Source organism: Rahnella inusitata (assembly GCF_003263515.1).
Lineage (GTDB): Bacteria > Pseudomonadota > Gammaproteobacteria > Enterobacterales > Enterobacteriaceae > Rahnella > Rahnella inusitata.
The window spans coordinates 329516-347085 of the sequence record NZ_JYDE01000017.1; the positions used below are offsets into that span (position 1 = coordinate 329516).

The 17570-nt window shown below is 51.7% G+C and carries 20 protein-coding genes; 12 read left to right on the top strand and 8 right to left on the bottom strand.

Annotation, left to right across the window (positions count from 1 at the left end; translation table 11 throughout):
- Nucleotides 1-10: 10 nt before the first annotated feature.
- Both TU92_RS11405 and TU92_RS11410 read left to right on the top strand, forming a co-directional pair.
- The gene (locus TU92_RS11405) at nucleotides 11-286 is read left to right on the top strand and encodes a hypothetical protein (protein WP_112167241.1); all 276 of its coding nucleotides are present in this window, start codon (nucleotides 11-13) and stop codon (nucleotides 284-286) included.
- A 34-nt stretch (nucleotides 287-320) separates the two neighbouring features.
- Entirely contained in the window at nucleotides 321-584 is a 264-nt protein-coding gene (locus TU92_RS11410; protein WP_244207707.1) for a hypothetical protein, read from the top strand.
- 60 nt (nucleotides 585-644) lie between these two features.
- Here the strand turns inward: TU92_RS11410 and TU92_RS11415 are convergent, their stop codons facing one another.
- Nucleotides 645-857, bottom strand: a complete 213-nt coding sequence (locus tag TU92_RS11415; RefSeq protein ID WP_056778653.1) for a YccJ family protein — start codon at nucleotides 855-857, stop codon at nucleotides 645-647.
- Between the two features lie 226 nt (nucleotides 858-1083).
- On the opposite strand from TU92_RS11415, the gene TU92_RS22535 reads away from it, so the two are divergent.
- From TU92_RS22535 to TU92_RS11425, 3 genes are all read left to right on the top strand, one after another.
- Nucleotides 1084-1215 (top strand): hypothetical protein, encoded by a 132-nt coding sequence (locus tag TU92_RS22535; protein WP_256370271.1) that lies wholly within the window; start codon nucleotides 1084-1086, stop codon nucleotides 1213-1215.
- Between the two features lie 252 nt (nucleotides 1216-1467).
- Nucleotides 1468-1812: a DUF2502 domain-containing protein gene (locus TU92_RS11420; RefSeq protein ID WP_112167245.1), complete on the top strand. Its 345-nt coding sequence runs from the start codon at nucleotides 1468-1470 to the stop codon at nucleotides 1810-1812.
- A 405-nt stretch (nucleotides 1813-2217) separates the two neighbouring features.
- Complete coding sequence (locus TU92_RS11425) at nucleotides 2218-2478, top strand: hypothetical protein (protein WP_112167247.1); 261 nt, start codon at nucleotides 2218-2220, stop codon at nucleotides 2476-2478.
- A gap of 64 nt (nucleotides 2479-2542) precedes the next feature.
- Here the strand turns inward: TU92_RS11425 and TU92_RS11430 are convergent, their stop codons facing one another.
- Both TU92_RS11430 and TU92_RS11435 read right to left on the bottom strand, forming a co-directional pair.
- Nucleotides 2543-2989 carry a universal stress protein gene (locus TU92_RS11430; protein ID WP_112167249.1) on the bottom strand — a complete coding sequence of 149 codons (447 nt, stop codon included), beginning with the start codon at nucleotides 2987-2989 and terminating at the stop codon, nucleotides 2543-2545.
- Between the two features lie 13 nt (nucleotides 2990-3002).
- Entirely contained in the window at nucleotides 3003-3782 is a 780-nt protein-coding gene (locus TU92_RS11435) for an IclR family transcriptional regulator (RefSeq protein ID WP_112167251.1), read from the bottom strand.
- A 254-nt stretch (nucleotides 3783-4036) separates the two neighbouring features.
- Here TU92_RS11435 and TU92_RS11440 point away from each other — a divergent pair, with 254 nt between their 5' ends.
- On the top strand, nucleotides 4037-5647 hold the full coding sequence (locus TU92_RS11440) for an MFS transporter (protein WP_112167253.1): 1611 nt from the start codon (nucleotides 4037-4039) through the stop codon (nucleotides 5645-5647).
- 58 nt (nucleotides 5648-5705) lie between these two features.
- A complete protein-coding gene (locus TU92_RS11445) occupies nucleotides 5706-6740 on the top strand; it encodes an HlyD family secretion protein (RefSeq protein WP_112167255.1) in 1035 nt (344 codons plus the stop codon).
- A gap of 92 nt (nucleotides 6741-6832) precedes the next feature.
- Here the strand turns inward: TU92_RS11445 and mdoC are convergent, their stop codons facing one another.
- The gene (gene mdoC / locus TU92_RS11450) at nucleotides 6833-8017 is read right to left on the bottom strand and encodes a glucans biosynthesis protein MdoC (RefSeq protein WP_112167257.1); all 1185 of its coding nucleotides are present in this window, start codon (nucleotides 8015-8017) and stop codon (nucleotides 6833-6835) included.
- A gap of 331 nt (nucleotides 8018-8348) precedes the next feature.
- Here mdoC and TU92_RS11455 point away from each other — a divergent pair, with 331 nt between their 5' ends.
- The 3 genes from TU92_RS11455 (at nucleotide 8349) to TU92_RS11465 (ending at nucleotide 12922) form a co-directional block, all read left to right on the top strand.
- Nucleotides 8349-9884: a glucan biosynthesis protein G gene (locus TU92_RS11455; protein ID WP_112167410.1), complete on the top strand. Its 1536-nt coding sequence runs from the start codon at nucleotides 8349-8351 to the stop codon at nucleotides 9882-9884.
- Nucleotides 9877-12465 (top strand): glucans biosynthesis glucosyltransferase MdoH, encoded by a 2589-nt coding sequence (mdoH, locus tag TU92_RS11460; RefSeq protein WP_112167259.1) that lies wholly within the window; start codon nucleotides 9877-9879, stop codon nucleotides 12463-12465. The genes TU92_RS11455 and mdoH overlap by 8 nt, the downstream gene beginning before the upstream one ends.
- A gap of 211 nt (nucleotides 12466-12676) precedes the next feature.
- Nucleotides 12677-12922, top strand: coding sequence for a YceK/YidQ family lipoprotein (locus TU92_RS11465; RefSeq protein ID WP_112167261.1), 246 nt, complete (start codon nucleotides 12677-12679; stop codon nucleotides 12920-12922).
- Nucleotides 12923-12925: 3 nt separating this feature from the next.
- Here TU92_RS11465 and TU92_RS11470 read toward each other — a convergent pair whose 3' ends face one another.
- The gene (locus TU92_RS11470; RefSeq protein WP_112167264.1) at nucleotides 12926-13333 is read right to left on the bottom strand and encodes a MysB family protein; all 408 of its coding nucleotides are present in this window, start codon (nucleotides 13331-13333) and stop codon (nucleotides 12926-12928) included.
- Nucleotides 13334-13553: 220 nt separating this feature from the next.
- On the opposite strand from TU92_RS11470, the gene TU92_RS11475 reads away from it, so the two are divergent.
- Together TU92_RS11475 and TU92_RS11480 are read left to right on the top strand one after the other, a co-directional pair.
- Entirely contained in the window at nucleotides 13554-13952 is a 399-nt protein-coding gene (locus tag TU92_RS11475; RefSeq protein WP_112167266.1) for a VOC family protein, read from the top strand.
- Nucleotides 13953-14084: 132 nt separating this feature from the next.
- On the top strand, nucleotides 14085-14417 hold the full coding sequence (locus tag TU92_RS11480) for a hypothetical protein (RefSeq protein ID WP_112167268.1): 333 nt from the start codon (nucleotides 14085-14087) through the stop codon (nucleotides 14415-14417).
- A 26-nt stretch (nucleotides 14418-14443) separates the two neighbouring features.
- On the opposite strand, the gene mdtG is transcribed toward TU92_RS11480, so the two are convergent.
- The 3 genes from mdtG to TU92_RS11495 form a co-directional block, all read right to left on the bottom strand.
- Nucleotides 14444-15682, bottom strand: coding sequence for a multidrug efflux MFS transporter MdtG (gene mdtG / locus TU92_RS11485; RefSeq protein ID WP_112167270.1), 1239 nt, complete (start codon nucleotides 15680-15682; stop codon nucleotides 14444-14446).
- A 270-nt stretch (nucleotides 15683-15952) separates the two neighbouring features.
- A complete protein-coding gene (locus TU92_RS11490) occupies nucleotides 15953-16387 on the bottom strand; it encodes a DoxX family protein (protein WP_112167272.1) in 435 nt (144 codons plus the stop codon).
- A 207-nt stretch (nucleotides 16388-16594) separates the two neighbouring features.
- Nucleotides 16595-17530, bottom strand: coding sequence for a Kdo(2)-lipid IV(A) acyltransferase (locus TU92_RS11495; protein ID WP_112167274.1), 936 nt, complete (start codon nucleotides 17528-17530; stop codon nucleotides 16595-16597).
- Nucleotides 17531-17570 lie beyond the last annotated feature (40 nt).

The window sequence follows — 17570 nt, forward strand, 5'->3', positions numbered from 1 at the left end:
AGGAGCCGCTGTGGAACGAATCAAACTGACTATTCATCATCTGCACAAAATCGTTTCTGATGAAAAACAGGATGCACATGCCGTCGCCCGCATTTATGCTGGTGAAGAGCTGCTGCTGACCGAGACGATGAGCGGGCAGGCCATCCATTTTGATCGCTACATTCACGCCGATAATGACACCGGTGAACCTTTACGGGTGGAATGGGATTGTGACGGAAGTGCAAAGATGTCAGTTTCCCGCGCAGAAGTGTGTCCGTGCTGTGGTGGGGACGCACTTCACGGGTAAGAAAATGCAGAGAGTAAACGCAGAGCAGAGGTGAATGATGAAGTTTATCAACAACGAAGTTGAATACCGTAAATGGATAATGGATGAAATTTTCCAGGCGAGCGCGGTAGGCGAAACCTCTGAGTTTGCCGATCAGGAAGTGGATGATTTTATTTTCGATGCCAGGCCGGTAGCGTATCCGTGCGTGGCGGTGATGATCCAGACGCCGGGAGAGCCGGGCGTTTGCGAACCGCGTTTCGTGTATAAAGAACAGATTTTCGACTGGGCGCACAAGATGGGCTTTGGCTTCGACAGCTAATTGTCGCAGCAATAATCAACGCCAGCCCTGAGTGTCGCTCAGGGCTTTCTCAGGAAGCTTTTACACATTTTTCCTGTCGATTTTCTCTTCACCCCAGAAAAGATGGTCTTCCTTGGTTTTTGCGAAGGCGATAGGCAGCACTTCATCATTGCCTTCTTCCCAAATTTTCTGAGCCAGCGTTTCATCATTTTTGGCCAGCTCAAAAATGGCTTCGGCTATTTCGTGAGAGGTTTCACGCGTGTTGGCCCAGGCTTTGATATTTGACGTCGTCATCCGGTTTTCCTCGTAGGATCTCATGAAATAAGTTCGTAAAAAATGTCGTCATGACACCTTTATATTCACTATAACTATGGTTTCCATAAGCGGTTTATGCAAATCCTGCGGCTTTTCGTCCCAATTCCAGGGGCAGGAAAAGCGTTATCAGGGCACAAAAAAGGCGTCAGATATACGCCGGTCTCGTTTATACTAGAGCCAGTTTCGAACAATTAAGGTGATGAGAATGAGCGACGATATTTTTGATTTTGACATTGATGCTGCATTGGTGTCCGCAGAAGAAAAAGCGGCTGAAAAAGCAGCAGCAGTGCCTGAAGCCGTTCAGGACGAAAGTGACTGTGAAGGCTGCAAAATCTGATTTTGCCCCAAAGTACAGTAAATAAAGAAACCGCTTCGGCGGTTTTTTTGTGTCTGACGTTTGTGGGAAATAACGATTTTTTGTCTGAATCTCCTTTACTGACATAGCGTTGCAACGCATTACGTAAAACCGGTTTCTGACGCAAATGTAAGGATAGCGAAAGGACATTTTTTTTGGGATAAATTCCTATAGAACAGGAAGATAGCTGGCGGTAATTTGTCATCACCTGATAAGCAGGTCGTGAGGTTTCCAATGAAAAAACTGATTCTGATTCTCGCCGTTATGCTTTCCACTGTGCCCGCGCTGGCTCAGGCAAACGTCGAGCTGGGCGTAAATATGCCGGGCCTTTCACTGCACATTGGTGACCGCGATCCCCGTGGATATTATTGGGATGGAGGCGACTGGCGTCCGCCGGGTTGGTGGGATGAACATTACCGTGATGAAGGTCGGGGACACTGGGTCTATTACGAGCCCGAGCCACCGCCGCCACCGCGTCACTGGCATCATGAACACTGGCACGAAGGACCCCCGCCGGGGTACTGGCGTGATGGCCCTCCGGGGCACTGGCGGGAAGGGCCCCCTCCGGGACGCTGGTAATAAAAGCGCAGTAAGTTAGCTCAAGAGAATCATCAAAATTTTGGGAACAGGGTTGGCAGTGGTGATGCGAAAGTATCCCCAATGTCAGTTCTGTTCCTTTTGCGTTTTGTACTTTCGCTCCTGATGGTTACTGCTGTAATTAATTATTATAATGAATATGGATACATAATTTATTCATTATTATTATGAATAAAGGGGTTACCTTTAAATAAAAAATGAATAAACCCAGAAAATAAGGTTTTGAGAGAAATTGCTATTTGCTAACTTCAATTTATATGTTAATTTTCTGTTATGTGAAATTAGCAATGGATGGCTCGAACGCAACGCGTGCCTGATCTCATATTAAGTATTTAAGGAAGATTTTTTATCAGGTGCGTTAGACATTATTTACTGTGAGTTAATCCTATGCACTTGATTAAAAACGATTTTGAATACCGTTCCTGGATGCTTGATGCCTATTTCCGTCAGGATAATATTTTTGGTGACACACTTCTGACCGATGAGGAAATGGATGATTTTCTTTTCGAATCGCGTCCACAGGAATACCCTTGCCTTGGTATGGTGACTCCGTCTAAAACCAATCCTCTGGACAGTGATATTGCTTTTTTTTACCGTAATAATATCAATGACTGGGCAACATCTATGGGGCTTATCAACAGTAAATAGCCTTATTCTTCAGGTATTAAAAAAGCGCTGGCAAGGCGCTTTTTTTGTTTTTAGATCCGCTGAATTAATTTCCGCGAACTTCAACTAACACCGGGCAGGGCGCATGGGCGATCACTTCTGCGCTGACTGAACCTTTCATCATACGTCCAAAGGCCGAGAGCTGACGGTGACCGATGACGATGACCGATGCTTTTATCTTTTCAGCCTCGGCCACCAGCGCTTCGCCAGCAGTACCGACGATCAGGTTTCCTTTAGCGCGGATACCCGCTTCATTCAGCGTTTTCAGCGCATTGCCTACCACTGCGCGGGCGGTGTTTTGCTCTTCCTCCGCCGGTGGATACTCCACGATTTCGCCAGGCACATCGCCGTTCTCTTCCAGCGCATAAGATTCATCAATGCAGCAGGTGACATACACTGTTGACGGATGACCATTCGCCAGCTGCCGGGCAAGATCGACGACGAAAGGGGACTGCTTTGAGCCATCTACGGCCAGCAAAATAACATCAAACATGTGCACTCCTGGGTTAGTTGTTCTGACCGAGCTTACCGATTTCGCCAATCAGCGCATTTTTACACTCGAGCAGCGCGTCACGAATTAGGGCTTCTTTGGCTTTCCGGCGCGAGGTGGGAAAAAGCACTGAAACGGAGTAGCGACCCAGAATGGTATCGATCGCAACGGCCAGCGTCGACACGCCGTCCACGGTCTCACCGTTCTCCATGGAGATGCCGCTTTCGCGGACGTCGGCAATTTTGTTTAGCAGGGAATCGACCGTACGCACCGTCTGTTCGGTGGCGGGTTCAAGCACCTCGCCGACAATAATGCGGATCTCGTCATCGGTTTTAAGCGATAGCAGTGCGCGGCCACCGGAGGTACTGTAAATCGGCAGATTCAGGCCGACTCTCGGTACTACGCGTAACTCACGTTCCGCCACGATGCTGTGAATATTGGCTATCTGGCGGCCACTGGCGCGTCCGAGAGAGACGGTTTCGTCAGTGGATTCGCACAGCTGGCGAAGGAACGGGGAGGCGATGGCTATCACATCGGTGTGTACCGTGGACACCAGTTTCAGCAGCGTCGGACCAAGCCTGACACCCCCGCTGCCTTCGGATCGCACCAGACCTTCTTCGGCAAGTGCGGCCACGATCCTCTGCACGGTGGAGCGCGGCAGGTCGACATCATGGGCGATCGCCCCGAGGCTCATTCCTTGAGGATGTTTTCCCAGCGCATTAAGAATGGATGCGGCGCGCGAAATCACCTGGATCCCACCGCTGCGTTCTTCGTCTCCTGCAATGTCCTGCGCCATCACTTCTCCTTTGTCACCAACGGGTGATCCTTACCGAAATCTATGCTGCCAATGTAATAGCTGGACGGTCTAAAAACAATTTTTAATCACATTGCAATACAGTGCACCGTATTATAGTATTTGCGCTTGTACCACAATGTGGTGCAATGCATCGAAATAAAAGTGATATCGATCGCCACATTGCGATTTCTACCCGCACACCTGCCTTTCCACTATCGCCGCACCTATAAGCGACGTAGTTAACGAGCGACAAGATGAATCATTCAGTCACAACGGCACCTGCCGCGAACGGTGCTGCAATGCCCGTTCCGCCGCCTTTTAATCTGCGGCTGATTATTGGGCTGATCGGCGTATTGATCGCCTCACTGTGCTCCGGCCTGAACGATCGGGTAACGGATATCGCATTGGCCGATGTGCGCGGTGCGCTAAGTATCAGCAGTGACGAGGGATCCTGGTTGATCGGTGTCTATCAGGCGGCGGAAGTGGCGGCGATGATGATTGCACCGTGGTTTGCAATGACGTTTTCACTGCGCCGTTTCACTCTTTTCGTCACCTTCGGATTTTTACTTCTGGCTGCGATCCTCCCTTTCGCGCCCAATTTGCCGGTGTTCATCGCGTTGCGTACTGTTCAGGGCATCTTCGGCGGTGCTTTGCCACCTTTGCTGATGACCGCCGCGCTGCGCTTTATGCCGCCGCATTACAAATTGTATGGCCTGAGTGCCTACGCCCTGACGGCCACCTTCGGCCCGAATATGGCGACGTCGCTGGCAGCACTCTGGACAGATTACGCAGGCTGGCAGTGGGTGTTCTGGCAGGTTATCCCGCCTTGTTTACTGGCGGTCATGATGGTCGGCTACGGCATTCCGCAGGATCCGTTGCGCTTTGAGCGTTTTAAGCAGATGGATAAAGTCGGGATGCTGACAGGATGCAGCGGTATTTCTCTGCTGGTGCTGTCCCTGCAACAAGGGGAGCGTTTGGACTGGTTTAACTCTCCGCTGATCACGATGATGTTTTTTGCTGCGCTGGCGTTGCTGACAATTTTTCTGGTCAACGAATGGCATCACCCTTTGCCGTTATTCAAATTACAGATGCTCAGGCGCCACAATCTGGCTCACGGTTTAATCACGCTGTTTGCGCTGATGTTCCTTTTCTTATCCGGCTCTGCTTTACCGTCGAGCTATATGGAGCAGGTCGGCGGGTTCCGTGCGGTTCAGGTGGGGCCGCTGGCGCTGACCATCGGCCTGCCGCAACTCCTGCTGGCCCCTATGGTGGCCTTTGTACTGACCATGCGCTGGATCGACAGTCGCTGGGTGCTGGCCTGCGGGCTGGGGCTGATCGGTTTTTCCTGCTACTGGGGAACGCACCTGACCAGCGCCTGGGCACGGGACAATTTTTACCTGATTCAGATTATGCAGGCGTTCGGTCAGCCGATGGCCGTGTTACCGATCCTGATGAGTGCGACCAGCGTAGTGCAGCCGCCGGAAGGGCCTTTTGCCTCGGCAATGTTTAATACCACGCGCGGTCTGGGCAGCGTGATGGGCAGCGCCATGCTGGGCGTTTTCGTCAGTCACCGCGAGCAGTTCCATTCCAATGTATTACTCAATCACGCAGGCAGTGTGAGCTATCTGTTGTCACAGCCGTACGGGGGCGGCAGCAGTTTTCTCGCGCCGCTTAACAGCGATGGCTCGGCTATTTCAACGGAAGTGATCACCCAGTTTTCCAGGCTGGTAAAAAAACAGGCACTGGTGCTTGGGCTGGCGGATACCTATCTGGTGATTATCGGTCTGGCGCTGGTACTGATCTTACTGGCCGCAATTTTGCCCAAACGCACGTATCCGCCGCAGTCACTGGTTAACCGCAACTGAAGCACGCTCCACCCAAACAAATGCACGCCACAATAAAAAAGAATGAGAGAAAAGAACCATGATAAAAACATCGCCCGTCCGCCTAAGCTGGCTGATTGCCGCAGTAGTGGTGATATTGCTGATTGTTATCGCTTTCTGGATTTTGGCCGGAGGCACTAAGCCAGAAACGGATGATGCCTTTGTGTCCGCCGATTCCACGCTGGTGGCACCGCGCATTTACGGCACTATTGCCGAGGTGTACGTGCGCGACAATCAGCCGGTTAAAGCCGGGGAGGTAATGGCGCGTATCGATGACCGGGATTATCGCAACGCAGTTCTGACGGCCGAAGCGAATCTGGAAACGGCCAATGCGCAAATGCTGAGCCTCACCGCGCAGCTGGCGAAACAGCAGCAAACCATTTTGCAGGCTCAGGCGCAGGTGAATGCCGACAGCGCGGGTATTTCGTATGCGCGTCAGAGCGCTGACCGCTACAAGCGTTTACTGCAAAACGGTTCGGGCACCGCCGATGCGCGCGATGAATCGGATGCGAATCTGCGGGCCAAACTGGCTACGCAGCAAAGCGATATGGCGGCAGCACAGGCCGCTGAAAAACAGGTCGACGTGCTGAAAGCGGGGCAGGCCGAAGCGAAAGCTGCTATTGATTTAGCGGCGACCGCGCTGGCGCAGGCTAAATTAAATCTCTCCTACACGGAAATCACGGCGCCCGTCGACGGTATTGTCGGGCAACGTTCGCTGCGCATCGGCGGTTATGTTAGCGCCGGCACGCGCGTTTTGGCGGTCGTTCCGCTGCACGATGCCTACATTGTGGCGAATTATCTTGAAACACAGTTAGGCGATGTGAAGCCCGATCAGGCCGTAGAGATCAAAGTCGATGCACTTCCGGGTGTCGTGCTCAAAGGGAAGGTGGACAGTATTTCTCCCGCAACCGGCGTGACGTTTTCCCCGATCTCTGCGGACAATGCGACGGGCAATTACACTAAAGTGGTGCAACGTCTGGCAGTAAAAATCGTGCTTGACCCTCATCAGACCGATACGAATCGTCTTAAAGTGGGCATGTCTGTGATCCCTACTATCAATACCGCATCGCGATAAATCAGGTTTTCAGTCACTTAAACCGATACAAAAAAGGCGACCATGCTTCATTGCATGGTCGCCTTTTTACGTACTGCGCAGTTAAGGGGCGGTTAAGACGCCTGATTTTGCGGCGGGGTAGGGCCGGACGGATTCTTTTTGGTCAACTGCTGCGGTTTGCCTGAGAAAAGGAAGCGCAGGAGCGGAATACGTTTATGCACTTCATAAAGGATGAAGGCGATACCGAATACGAATACCAGACCCAGCCAGAAGCCCATCCAGTCGCTGTGAATTTTTGGCGTGATGAACGCACCGTAAATCAGCGTTAATGGGTGATGAATCAAATAGATGAACAGGGATGAGTTCACCAGATAAGTGATCCACGGTGCCTGGAAGTTCAGCATGTAATGGCTAAAGGAGAACACCACGTTAACCATCAGAATGCCTAACAGCGTCGTAATGATGGCATCAATCTCCATCGAGTAAAGCTGCGGTGTATTCACGTGCTGATTGAACATGTAGGCAGCGAACAGGAAGATGCTGACCACACCCGCAGTGGCAGAAGGCTTGATAAACAGCTCTTTCAACCAGGCGAATTTATACGCAAAGGCGCCAATGATGAAAAAGGGCAGATAAAACAACGTCTGCATCACGATGAAATTAAACGCCCCGTTAGAAAGTAAATCCGGCGCGAAAAGATACAACGCTCTGTTAAAAGCGGCATAAATTAAACCGATAAACAAAAAGAGTATTGAGAGTTTTCCTAAACTATTTGTTCGGTTTTTAATTAATTGAATGCGATTAGTCTTAATTTCTTTTATAAATTTAAAGAGATAAAAACAAATGCTGGTGAGAATAACCAACGTCAATAAGAACCATAAATGAGAGACTAATTCCCAGACGGTGATGTTAATTTTCTGATAGAGGCCCATCGTGCTCCAGTCAGAAAACTTGCTGGTATATTTCATCAGGAAATAAAGCTGTGGCAGCGTGATAAGCGGAAACGCCGCGGCCAGCGGGATGGCAACCCGCTCCAAACGCACCTTCAGCCACTGATGCGATTCATAGCGCTCGTACAGCATATAGGAGAAATAGCCTGATATGACGAAGAACACCTGCATACGGAAGGCGTGGATGACATCATTGAAGATAGTCAGGCCGTGTGAGGGTATGGCACTGTTTACTGCCCAGATATGACTGGAGTAAATCAATGATATATGGAATGGAATACCCAGCAGCATCAAATATGCGCGTATGGAGTCCAAAAAGAACTCACGTTGTGGTTTTTGTGGTTTCATTAGGTTCCCGTTGTATGCAGCTCATCCTAATTTTAGATCGTAATTTGTCTTTAGGGTTATTCATTCAGGTAACCAGAAATGGACGTTGCTGACAATAGTATAACTCCGAAGATAAAACGGGCCTTGTTATAGGACAAGTTTCCATAGCCTGTGTTTCAACGAATTGATATCCTTGTACCCTGTTGCGCTTAAACGGTTCATCAATGGATGAACCATCGACTGCTCAGGTTGTCGGAAACCTGACACTTCCCTTAAAATTGCTACAGCGAATGTGTTAAGCGCGCTTAAAGGAGACAAGGTGTCGGATAAAAATTTTTCCATAGGGTCACGTATGATCAAAGTCCGTTTGCTAAGTGCCGCAGTGTTGATGGCCATGTTCACCTCATCTGCCTGGGCTTTTTCTATTGACGATGTTGCAAAACAAGCGAAAGCATTAGCCGACAAAGGCTACGAAGCGCCAAAAAGCAATTTACCGTCCCAGTTCCGCGACCTCAAATTCGCAGACTACCAACAAATTCAATTCAATCATGACAAAGCGTACTGGAAAGACCAGAACACGCCTTTCAAGCTTGAGTTCTACCACCAGGGGATGTACTTCGACACTCCGGTGAAAATCAATGAAGTGACGGCCAACGCTGTCAAAGAAATCAAATACAGCCCGGATTACTTCAACTTTGGCAACGTCAAACATGACGCTGACTCTGTGAAGAACCTCGGATTTGCCGGTTTCAAAGTGCTTTATCCAATCAATAAAGCAGACAAAAATGATGAAATTATGAGTGTGCTGGGTGCCAGCTACTTCCGTGTCATCGGTAAAGGCCAGGTTTATGGTTTGTCTGCACGTGGTTTGGCTATCGACACCGCGCTGGCTTCCGGCGAAGAATTCCCGCGCTTTCGCGAATTCTGGATTGAACGTCCTAATCCGGATGAAAAACACTTAGTCATTTACGCATTGCTGGATTCTCCGCGTGCGACCGGCGCTTACCGTCTGGATGTATATCCGGGTAAAGAAGCCACTGTCGACGTGCAGTCTCAGGTCTATCTGCGTGACAAAGTGGGCAAACTTGGCGTTGCACCATTGACCAGTATGTTCCTGTTCGGCGCGAACCAGCCTTCTCCGGTGATGAACTATCGCCCGGCGCTGCATGATTCCAATGGTCTGTCTATCCACGCAGGTAACGGTGAATGGATCTGGCGTCCGCTGAACAATCCAAAACATCTGGCCGTCAGCCAGTTCTCCATGGAAAACCCGAAAGGGTTCGGTCTGCTGCAACGCGGCCGTAGTTTCTCCAACTTTGAAGATTTGGACGATCGTTATGATCTGCGTCCAAGCGGTTGGGTAGAAACCAAAGGCGACTGGGGTAAAGGGAAAGTTGAGCTGGTCGAAATTCCGACCGCCGATGAAACCAATGACAACATCGTGGCCTTCTGGACGCCGGATCAGTTACCTGATGCAGGTAAACCGCTGTCTATGAACTATCGTCTGCACTTCTCTATTGAAGAAGACAAATTGCATTCACCGGATCTGGCATGGGTTGAACGTACCATGCGCTCAACCGGTGATGTGAAGCAGTCAAATCTGATCCGTGAGCCAGACGGCAGCGTTGCCTTCCTGGTTGATTTTGTCGGTCCAAATCTGAAAGCCCTGAAAAGCGACACCCCGGTGGCGTCTCAGGTCAGCGTGGGCGACAACGGCGATCTGGTTGAAAACACTGTCCGCTATAATCCGGTAACTAAAGGCTGGCGTCTGACGCTGCGCCTGAAAGTGAAAGATCCGAAGAAAGCGATCGAAATGCGCGCTTCTCTGGCCAATGGCGATAAAACACTGAGTGAAACCTGGAGCTATCAGCTGCCTGCAAATGAATAAGTCAACGCACTCTACTCATGAATATGTAGAAGCTTTGCCGCTTCCTGAAGAACAGAAAGCGGCACTCCTTCAGCAGCTCCCGGCTGCTGAAGGTGAAGCTTTTGCCACCGTGCATCGGCGCTTAGGCGCTGATGACATGGCTTCAGCGGCTGCTGCCGCAGCGGACACCGATGCACCTCTGGCCTCGGTGAAAGCGCGCGTCGGTGCTGGCTGGCCTTACGCACTGGAGAAGGGCTCGCTGGATGAGGTGGATAACGAAGGCCGCACCATCGCGAGCGCTATGCCTCCGGTTAAACGTTCCAGCATGTTCCCTGATGTCTGGCGCACCAACCCGGTAGGGCGTTTTTGGGACAACCTGATGGGGCGCAGCGCGGCCTCACGTCATCGTGCCTCAGAAATGCCGGAGTCCGAAAAACGCTGGCGTCATGCAGGTTCCGTCCGACGTTATATCTTGCTGGCTCTGATGCTGGTGCAAACGGCGATCGCGACCTGGTACATGAAAACCATCCTGCCTTATCAGGGCTGGGCGCTGATTGACCCCGCAGATATGCTGAATCAGGACTGGTTACAGTCGGTGCTGCAACTTCTGCCGTATGTGTTGCAGACGGGGATCCTGGTGCTGTTTGCCATCCTCTTCTGTTGGGTGTCGGCCGGTTTCTGGACCGCACTGATGGGCTTTTTACAATTGCTCATCGGTCGCGATAAATACAGCATCACGGCTTCGACCAAAGGCGATGAGCCGCTGAACCCGAATAACCGCACTGCGCTGATCATGCCGATTTGTAATGAAGACGTGGAGCGCGTTTTCGCGGGTCTTCGTGCAACGTATGAATCTGTAAAAGCAACGGGTGATTTGGATCAGTTCGATATCTATGTCCTGAGCGACAGTTATGACCCGGATATCTGCGTAGCCGAACAGAAAGCCTGGATGGAAGTCTGCCGCGACGTTGATGGTCATGGTCGGATCTTCTACCGCCGCCGCCGCCGCCGTGTGAAACGTAAAAGCGGTAACATCGATGACTGGTGTCGTCGTTGGGGCGGAGAATATGCCTACATGGTTATTCTCGATGCCGACAGCGTCATGAGTGGCGAATGTCTGACCGGTCTGGCGCGTCTGATGGATGCCAACCCGAACGCCGGTATTATCCAGTCTTCGCCGAAAGCGTCAGGCATGGATACGCTGTATGCGCGTTGTCAGCAATTCGCCACCCGCGTCTACGGGCCACTGTTTACCGCCGGTCTGCACTTCTGGCAGTTGGGCGAATCCCACTACTGGGGTCATAACGCTATCATCCGCGTGAAACCGTTCATCGAGCACTGTGCGCTTGCACCGTTGCCGGGTGAAGGTTCGTTTGCCGGTTCCATCATGTCGCATGACTTCGTGGAAGCAGCTCTGATGCGCCGTGCGGGCTGGGGCGTGTGGATTGCTTATGATCTGCCGGGCAGTTATGAGGAATTACCGCCGAACCTGCTGGATGAGCTGAAACGCGACCGCCGCTGGTGTCACGGTAACCTGATGAACTTCCGCCTGTTCCTGGTGAAAGGGATGCACCCGGTTCACCGTGCGGTATTCCTGACCGGCGTGATGTCTTATCTGTCTGCTCCGCTGTGGTTTACGTTCCTGGCCCTGTCTACTGCTTTACAGGTAGTGCATACGCTGATGGAACCGCAGTACTTCCTGCAACCGCGCCAGTTATTCCCGGTGTGGCCGCAGTGGCGTCCTGAGCTGGCCATCGCGCTGTTTTCGACCACCATGGTGCTGCTGTTCCTGCCAAAACTGCTGAGTATCGTCCTGATTTGGGCGAAAGGTGCGAAGCAATTCGGCGGCGGTCTGCGTCTGCTGCTTTCCATGTTGCTGGAAATGCTTTTCTCGGTCCTGCTGGCACCTGTGCGTATGTTGTTCCACACCGTATTCGTGGTCAGCGCGTTCCTGGGCTGGGAAGTGGTCTGGAATTCACCGCAGCGTGATGATGATGATACGCCGTGGGGCGAAGCCTTTAAGCGTCACGGTTCTCAGCTGTTGCTGGGTGCTGTCTGGGCCGCCGGTATGGCGTGGCTGGACTTACGCTTCCTGTGGTGGCTGGCGCCTATCGTCTTTTCTCTTATCCTCTCGCCAATCGTGTCGGTGTTGTCAAGCCGTGCAACGCTGGGGATTAAGAGTAAGAGAGCCAAGCTGTTCCTGATCCCGGAAGAGTACGATCCTCCGCGTGAACTGGTGGCGACTGATGAATATCTCAAACTGAACCGTGAACGTAAGTTGCAAAACGGCTTCATGCATGCGGTATTTGATCCGACGTTCAATGCGCTGGCGACAGCTATGGCGACTTCGCGTCACCTGATGCGTGATGCGGTTGAAAATGGCCGTCGTGCTCACCTTGAGCAGGCGTTGAAAACCGGGCCGAAAGATTTAGGTAAGGCCGATCGCCTGATCCTTTTGAGCGATCCGGTACTGATGGCGCGCTTACACTCTGCGGTCTGGACGCAACCGGATCAGCAGGCGTGGAGTGAGCATTACAGTAAATTGCCGCGTAACGTTGAGGCATTCCCTGAAACCCAGACGCTGGAAGTTACACCCGCCTGAGTTGATGTGAAGAGTCAGTAAAGCTAACGGGCAGTATGTGAAAAACATACTGCCCGTTTTTTATGGCAGGAAGTTCAGTGACTCTTTAGGTGCCAGCGTATAAAATTTTACTTTACCTTAACATCGTGGCGCATGGCGACGTGATACGCTGACAGCGCTATTTAGCGCTCCACGGAGTGCTTCCATTGATTCGAATCGACAGGTTGTGTGAGTGATTAATCGGGTAATTTTTCGCGGATGTGTACTGGCATTACTGGCTGGAACGCTGACGGGCTGTGGCAGTATCATCAGCCGGACAGTACCGGGGCAGGGGCATGGCAATCAGTATTATCCCGGCGTGCAATGGGATCTGCGGGATAGCCCGTGGCGTTTTGTTACCGTCATCGACGTACCGCTTTCGATGATCGTCGACACTTTCATGCTGCCGGTTGACGCCCGCCACGGACCTTACGATTAGACGTTAGTCAATATCACGCCCCGGATAATCGTCCTCATCATCCCACTCTTCAGCAGCAGCAGCGCCTTCCTCGGTGTCGGTCTGCGGCTCATGCTGGAATTCTCCTTCATCCCATTCGTACAGCGTCGCTTCTTCCAGCCACTCTTCTTCGAGCTCGATGACGTCATAGTCTTCATCGAAAATGGCCTGAGCGGCAGCACCGCTGCGGAAGGTTAACGCATCAATCGATTCCCCTTCGCCGTTAAGAAACTCCGCCTGCCACATGATGTCGCCATCCTGCATGATGTATTTCTGCAAATTGAACTGATCGGGAAGCGGCTCTTCATCGCCCTGGACCCTGTCCTGTGCGGCTTCGAGAAATTCTTCGCGGGCGGCATCAATAGCTTCTTCAAGCGTTACGTACATGCTCATTGTTGTCTCCTGAGTTGAAATGGGGTAACGGGTAAACAGTTATGGTGTAAATAGCGTTATGAATGAACAGGTAACAACCATCCGCCAGTGAAAACGCTGATTCAATGATTGTTGTCGATAAATCACAGAGTGCAAGTTTTCAGATGAAAAACAGTCTGGCATTCTTCTGCTATTCTGAATTTCCTGGTCATAAACGCTGATGTGAGGGAGTGAATTTACGATGATTTCACGAAATGCAGTGCTGCGGGTGGCGCGCCCGACTGACAATCTTGGGCAAATAGCCCAAATGTATTGTCACGGTTTAGGATTCGAGGTGATTGGCCGCTTCAGCGATCATCAGGGATTTGACGGCGTTCTGGTAGGACATCCGCATCATCATTACCATCTGGAATTTACGCATCATCACGCTTCAACCGCAGGCCGTGCGCCGACACAGGACAACCTGTTGGTCTTTTATATTTCCGAGTCCGACCAATGGAATGCGCAATGTGAAGCGATGCGCCTGGCCGGGTTTACAGAGGTGGCGTCGTTTAACCCCTACTGGGACGAGAACGGCAAAACGTTTGAGGATGTGGATGGATATCGTGTAGTTTTGGCTTCTCGTGACTGGACGGTTTAGACACAAATGTCAGTACTTTCCCTGCTTTGCAAAGGCTCTGAAGGGGGAGGGTAAAGTTTTAGCAAACCGTCTGCGCGGCGTGAAATTGGGGATTACAGTGACCATGAAACTTTCAGCAATAAGGTTACTGTTATGAAGATTATTTCCCGCGCGTTACTTCTGCCGCTGTGCAGCCTCGGCGTGTTATTCAGCGTTGCCAGTACAGCAGCTGAAAATGTACATCCTCAGCCACTGCAGGGCTTACCGCCATTCCACGGAGAAGGCATGCCGCCGCCATTGATGATGGGGTTCTGTCATCCGGGGCAGTTGTTCTGTGCCAGCGTGGCCAGTGATAATCCGACTCAGACTATCCAGAACCTGACATCGGTGCTGCCGGCAACCACGGCCGGTAAGCATTATGAGGTCCGACTGGCGGTCGTTGAAGTCCCTGATGGTCTGCCACCCCGCCCGGAAATGGCGAAGTAAGCGGCTTTCTGTCCCGGCGGCCATGTTTAATCGACCATCGCCTGACGCGGCCGATGTTGCAGACACCACCAGGAGTAGACGGCGTTAAACAGCACCACCAGCGCCGTGACGCAAAATACTGTACGAAACCCGTAACTGGCCGAGACTGCTGCACCCAGCAGCGGGCCGGTGACGTTTCCGACATCACGGAATGACTGGTTGTAGCTGAACACGCGTCCTGCGACCTGATTAGTGCAGTTGTATATCAGCAGGGTCTGTACCGCCGGAAGCAGCGCACCGTCGGTGGCACCGAGCAGGAAGCGCAGAATCCCCAACTGCAACGGCGTTTGCACAAATGCCATCGGGATGAGCAGCAGCACTGATATCCCCATCATTGCCACCAGAATGCGCTCCGGTCCGATTCTGTCCCCCAGTTTACCCAGCCGTGGCGCACTCATTAAAGCCGCCACGCCCGGCACTGATGCAATCATGCCGCTGATAAACGCCAGATTCTGCGTGTTACCCGCCAGCTCCCGCACGTAAAGTGTGAGGATGGGCGCAATCGAGCCGGTCGCCACCTGAATAATCATCGTGGTGACGAACAGGCAAAGGACCAGTTTCGGGTTTTTAAGCGAAGCAAACACCTGCTTACGGTTAAGCATGTCTTTTTTATTCACCGGGACGAACTGTTCGCGGATGCAGTACAGCGTCATCACAAAGCACAGGAACAGCACCGCAGCAGTGATGAAGAAGACCGGACGCAGCCCGTAGCTGTCCGCCAGTAAACCGCCGACCAGCGGCCCGAGGAGTGCGCCACTGACGCCACCGGTTGAAAGCGTGCCCAGTGCCCAGCCACTTTTGTTACGGGGAATTTGAGTGGCAATCAGCGCGTTGGCGTTGGGCACGAAGCCGCCGAGTAAGCCGAGCAGGGCGCGGAGAACGAGGAATTGCCAGATGTTTTGCGCGAATCCCATCAACACCATGACGATCGACATACCGAGTGCAGAGCGCAGCAACATGATTTTGCGTCCCTTGCGGTCGGCAAGCCCACCCCAGAAGGGGGATGCGATGGCGGAAAACAGGAAGGTGATACTGAAGACCAGCCCTGACCACATGTTCAGGGACTCATGGCCGGTTACGCCGAGAGTTTCTACGTACAGCGGCAGGAAAGGCATAATCAGGCTGAAAGCGGCACCGGTAAGAAAGCAGCCGATCCAGGCAACAAACAGATTACGTTTCCAGTTAATGGGTTCTGGTGCTATTTCAGGTTCAGGATCCGGGGTCATAAATTACCGAAAGATAAAGGTCGATTCGCTCTGTCATAGCAGACAGAAACAAGGCAGAGCACAAGTAACAATCAGTCAGATGGATAATTATGCGCCTAATTATCATCCACTTCAATGATGTTAATGAACTGTAACAAGAGGACTAAAATACAGGTATTAAAAAAAAGCGGGGATGCAGGAGATCAATATCAGTGCGGATAGATCACAAGAAAACGGCCAGCAAGGAGGCTGGCCGCGACAGACTCAGAAAGATAAATACCACCGTAGAAATTAACGCAGCGCCGGATTTTTCATCACAGAATAACGGCCGCTGCCAAGGAACATAATCACCAGGCCGCCGAAGAAATACAGCGCTTCGCCTTCCAGACCCCAGGCTCCCACGTCAGTGACGGTGAAGAATTTACCCGCGACCACCAGGAAGACGGCAACAAGAATATTGAATGCCATCACCAGCGCCGCAGGGCGGGTGAAGATCCCCAAAATGATCAGAACGGGGGCAATCACTTCGCCGATATAGGCACCGTAGGCAATGAAACCCGGCAAGCCATCAGCCTGTAACATTTTAGCGATCCAGCCGACACCGTTCTCAATTTTTGCCACGCCGTGGAACAGAATAAGAATACCGAAAGTGAGACGTAACAAAAGCTTACCGAAATCAGGATGGTCGGTGGCGCGGGTAAAAGCAGTGTTCAGTTTAGCCAGCATAATACGTTCCTTTCGAATGAGACTCAGATGTCACGCGGCCCCAAAAAGGGTGGGGTAATCACGTGGGGAAATTATGCTGAGAGTATTGGCCTAAAAGAGAAGAGATAAAATCTGATAACTTTGAAGAAGTCTGTCAAAAAAACTGTTTAAGCAAATCAAAAACAGAGAAACAAACGCCGGTTCAGTGAATGAGAACCGGCAAGCTGTTTAATCTTTTAGTTTTTTATACAGTGAAGACTCGCCCTGCGGACGCGTTTTGAAGCGGCGATGCAGCCACATATATTGTTCCGGAGCCTGACGGATTTCGTTTTCCACCACTTTGTTCATGTAGGTGGCAGCTACAACTTCATCATCCAGTGGGAAGTCAGCGACCTGAGGATGAATGATCATCTCATAGCCTTTGCCACCTTCCAGACGTCGTGGGGTGAACGGAATGATCGCCGGTTTGCCCATACGCGCCAGCAGATAAGTGCCGGTGGTGGTGGCAGCCTTGTCAACGGCAAAAAACGGCACAAAGACGCTGGCACGCGGACCGTAGTCATGGTCCGGGGCGTACCAGATGATGTCGCCTTGCTTGAGGCTGCGGATCATCCCTTTAAGGTCTTTGCGATCCAGCATGCCTTTGTTTGAGCGCATACGGCCTTTGGTCTGGATCCAGTCCATCAGTTTATTGTCGTGCGGACGATAAACGCCCACGCCCGGATTGTGGATGCCGAAAATGCGCGCACCCAGTTCGAGCGTCAGGAAGTGAACGCCGATCAATAACACGCCCTGCTGGTTGTCGCGGGCGCGCTGAATGTGCTCAAGCCCGCTGACGCGAAACCAGCGCTCTATACGCCAGTCAGGCCAGAACCACGCCATGCCGGTTTCAAACAACCCCATGCCAACGGATTCAAAGTTTTTCACCACCATATCTGCCCGCTGTTCAGGGTGCATATCGGGGAAACAGAGTTCGAGATTACGTTGCGCGATTTTGTAGCGTTGTTTCAGAAAGCGCATGGAGAAACGCCCGAGCCCGGTGCCGAGACGATAGATAACCGGATAAGGTAATAAGACCAGCGCGTACAATAAACCCAGACCCATCCAGGTGAGCCAGTAACGTGGGTGCAGTAACGAACGGTTAAATGTTGGTACCTGAGTCATAGAATCTCTGCGTCATTATATTGATGTAGAAAATATATAA

Coding starts and splice junctions, on each gene's coding strand:
- mdoH (WP_112167259.1), top strand. CDS start 9,877: ATGAATAAGTCAACGCACTCTACTCATGAATATGTAGAAGCTTTGCCG.
- TU92_RS11440 (WP_112167253.1), top strand. CDS start 4,037: ATGAATCATTCAGTCACAACGGCACCTGCCGCGAACGGTGCTGCAATG.
- TU92_RS22535 (WP_256370271.1), top strand. CDS start 1,084: ATGAGCGACGATATTTTTGATTTTGACATTGATGCTGCATTGGTGTCC.
- TU92_RS11410 (WP_244207707.1), top strand. CDS start 321: ATGATGAAGTTTATCAACAACGAAGTTGAATACCGTAAATGGATAATG.
- TU92_RS11495 (WP_112167274.1), bottom strand. CDS start 17,530: ATGACTCAGGTACCAACATTTAACCGTTCGTTACTGCACCCACGTTAC.
- TU92_RS11480 (WP_112167268.1), top strand. CDS start 14,085: ATGAAGATTATTTCCCGCGCGTTACTTCTGCCGCTGTGCAGCCTCGGC.
- TU92_RS11425 (WP_112167247.1), top strand. CDS start 2,218: ATGCACTTGATTAAAAACGATTTTGAATACCGTTCCTGGATGCTTGAT.
- mdtG (WP_112167270.1), bottom strand. CDS start 15,682: ATGACCCCGGATCCTGAACCTGAAATAGCACCAGAACCCATTAACTGG.
- TU92_RS11470 (WP_112167264.1), bottom strand. CDS start 13,333: ATGAGCATGTACGTAACGCTTGAAGAAGCTATTGATGCCGCCCGCGAA.
- TU92_RS11490 (WP_112167272.1), bottom strand. CDS start 16,387: ATGCTGGCTAAACTGAACACTGCTTTTACCCGCGCCACCGACCATCCT.
- TU92_RS11455 (WP_112167410.1), top strand. CDS start 8,349: ATGATCAAAGTCCGTTTGCTAAGTGCCGCAGTGTTGATGGCCATGTTC.
- mdoC (WP_112167257.1), bottom strand. CDS start 8,017: ATGAAACCACAAAAACCACAACGTGAGTTCTTTTTGGACTCCATACGC.
- TU92_RS11420 (WP_112167245.1), top strand. CDS start 1,468: ATGAAAAAACTGATTCTGATTCTCGCCGTTATGCTTTCCACTGTGCCC.
- TU92_RS11430 (WP_112167249.1), bottom strand. CDS start 2,989: ATGTTTGATGTTATTTTGCTGGCCGTAGATGGCTCAAAGCAGTCCCCT.
- TU92_RS11435 (WP_112167251.1), bottom strand. CDS start 3,782: ATGGCGCAGGACATTGCAGGAGACGAAGAACGCAGCGGTGGGATCCAG.
- TU92_RS11475 (WP_112167266.1), top strand. CDS start 13,554: ATGATTTCACGAAATGCAGTGCTGCGGGTGGCGCGCCCGACTGACAAT.
- TU92_RS11415 (WP_056778653.1), bottom strand. CDS start 857: ATGACGACGTCAAATATCAAAGCCTGGGCCAACACGCGTGAAACCTCT.
- TU92_RS11445 (WP_112167255.1), top strand. CDS start 5,706: ATGATAAAAACATCGCCCGTCCGCCTAAGCTGGCTGATTGCCGCAGTA.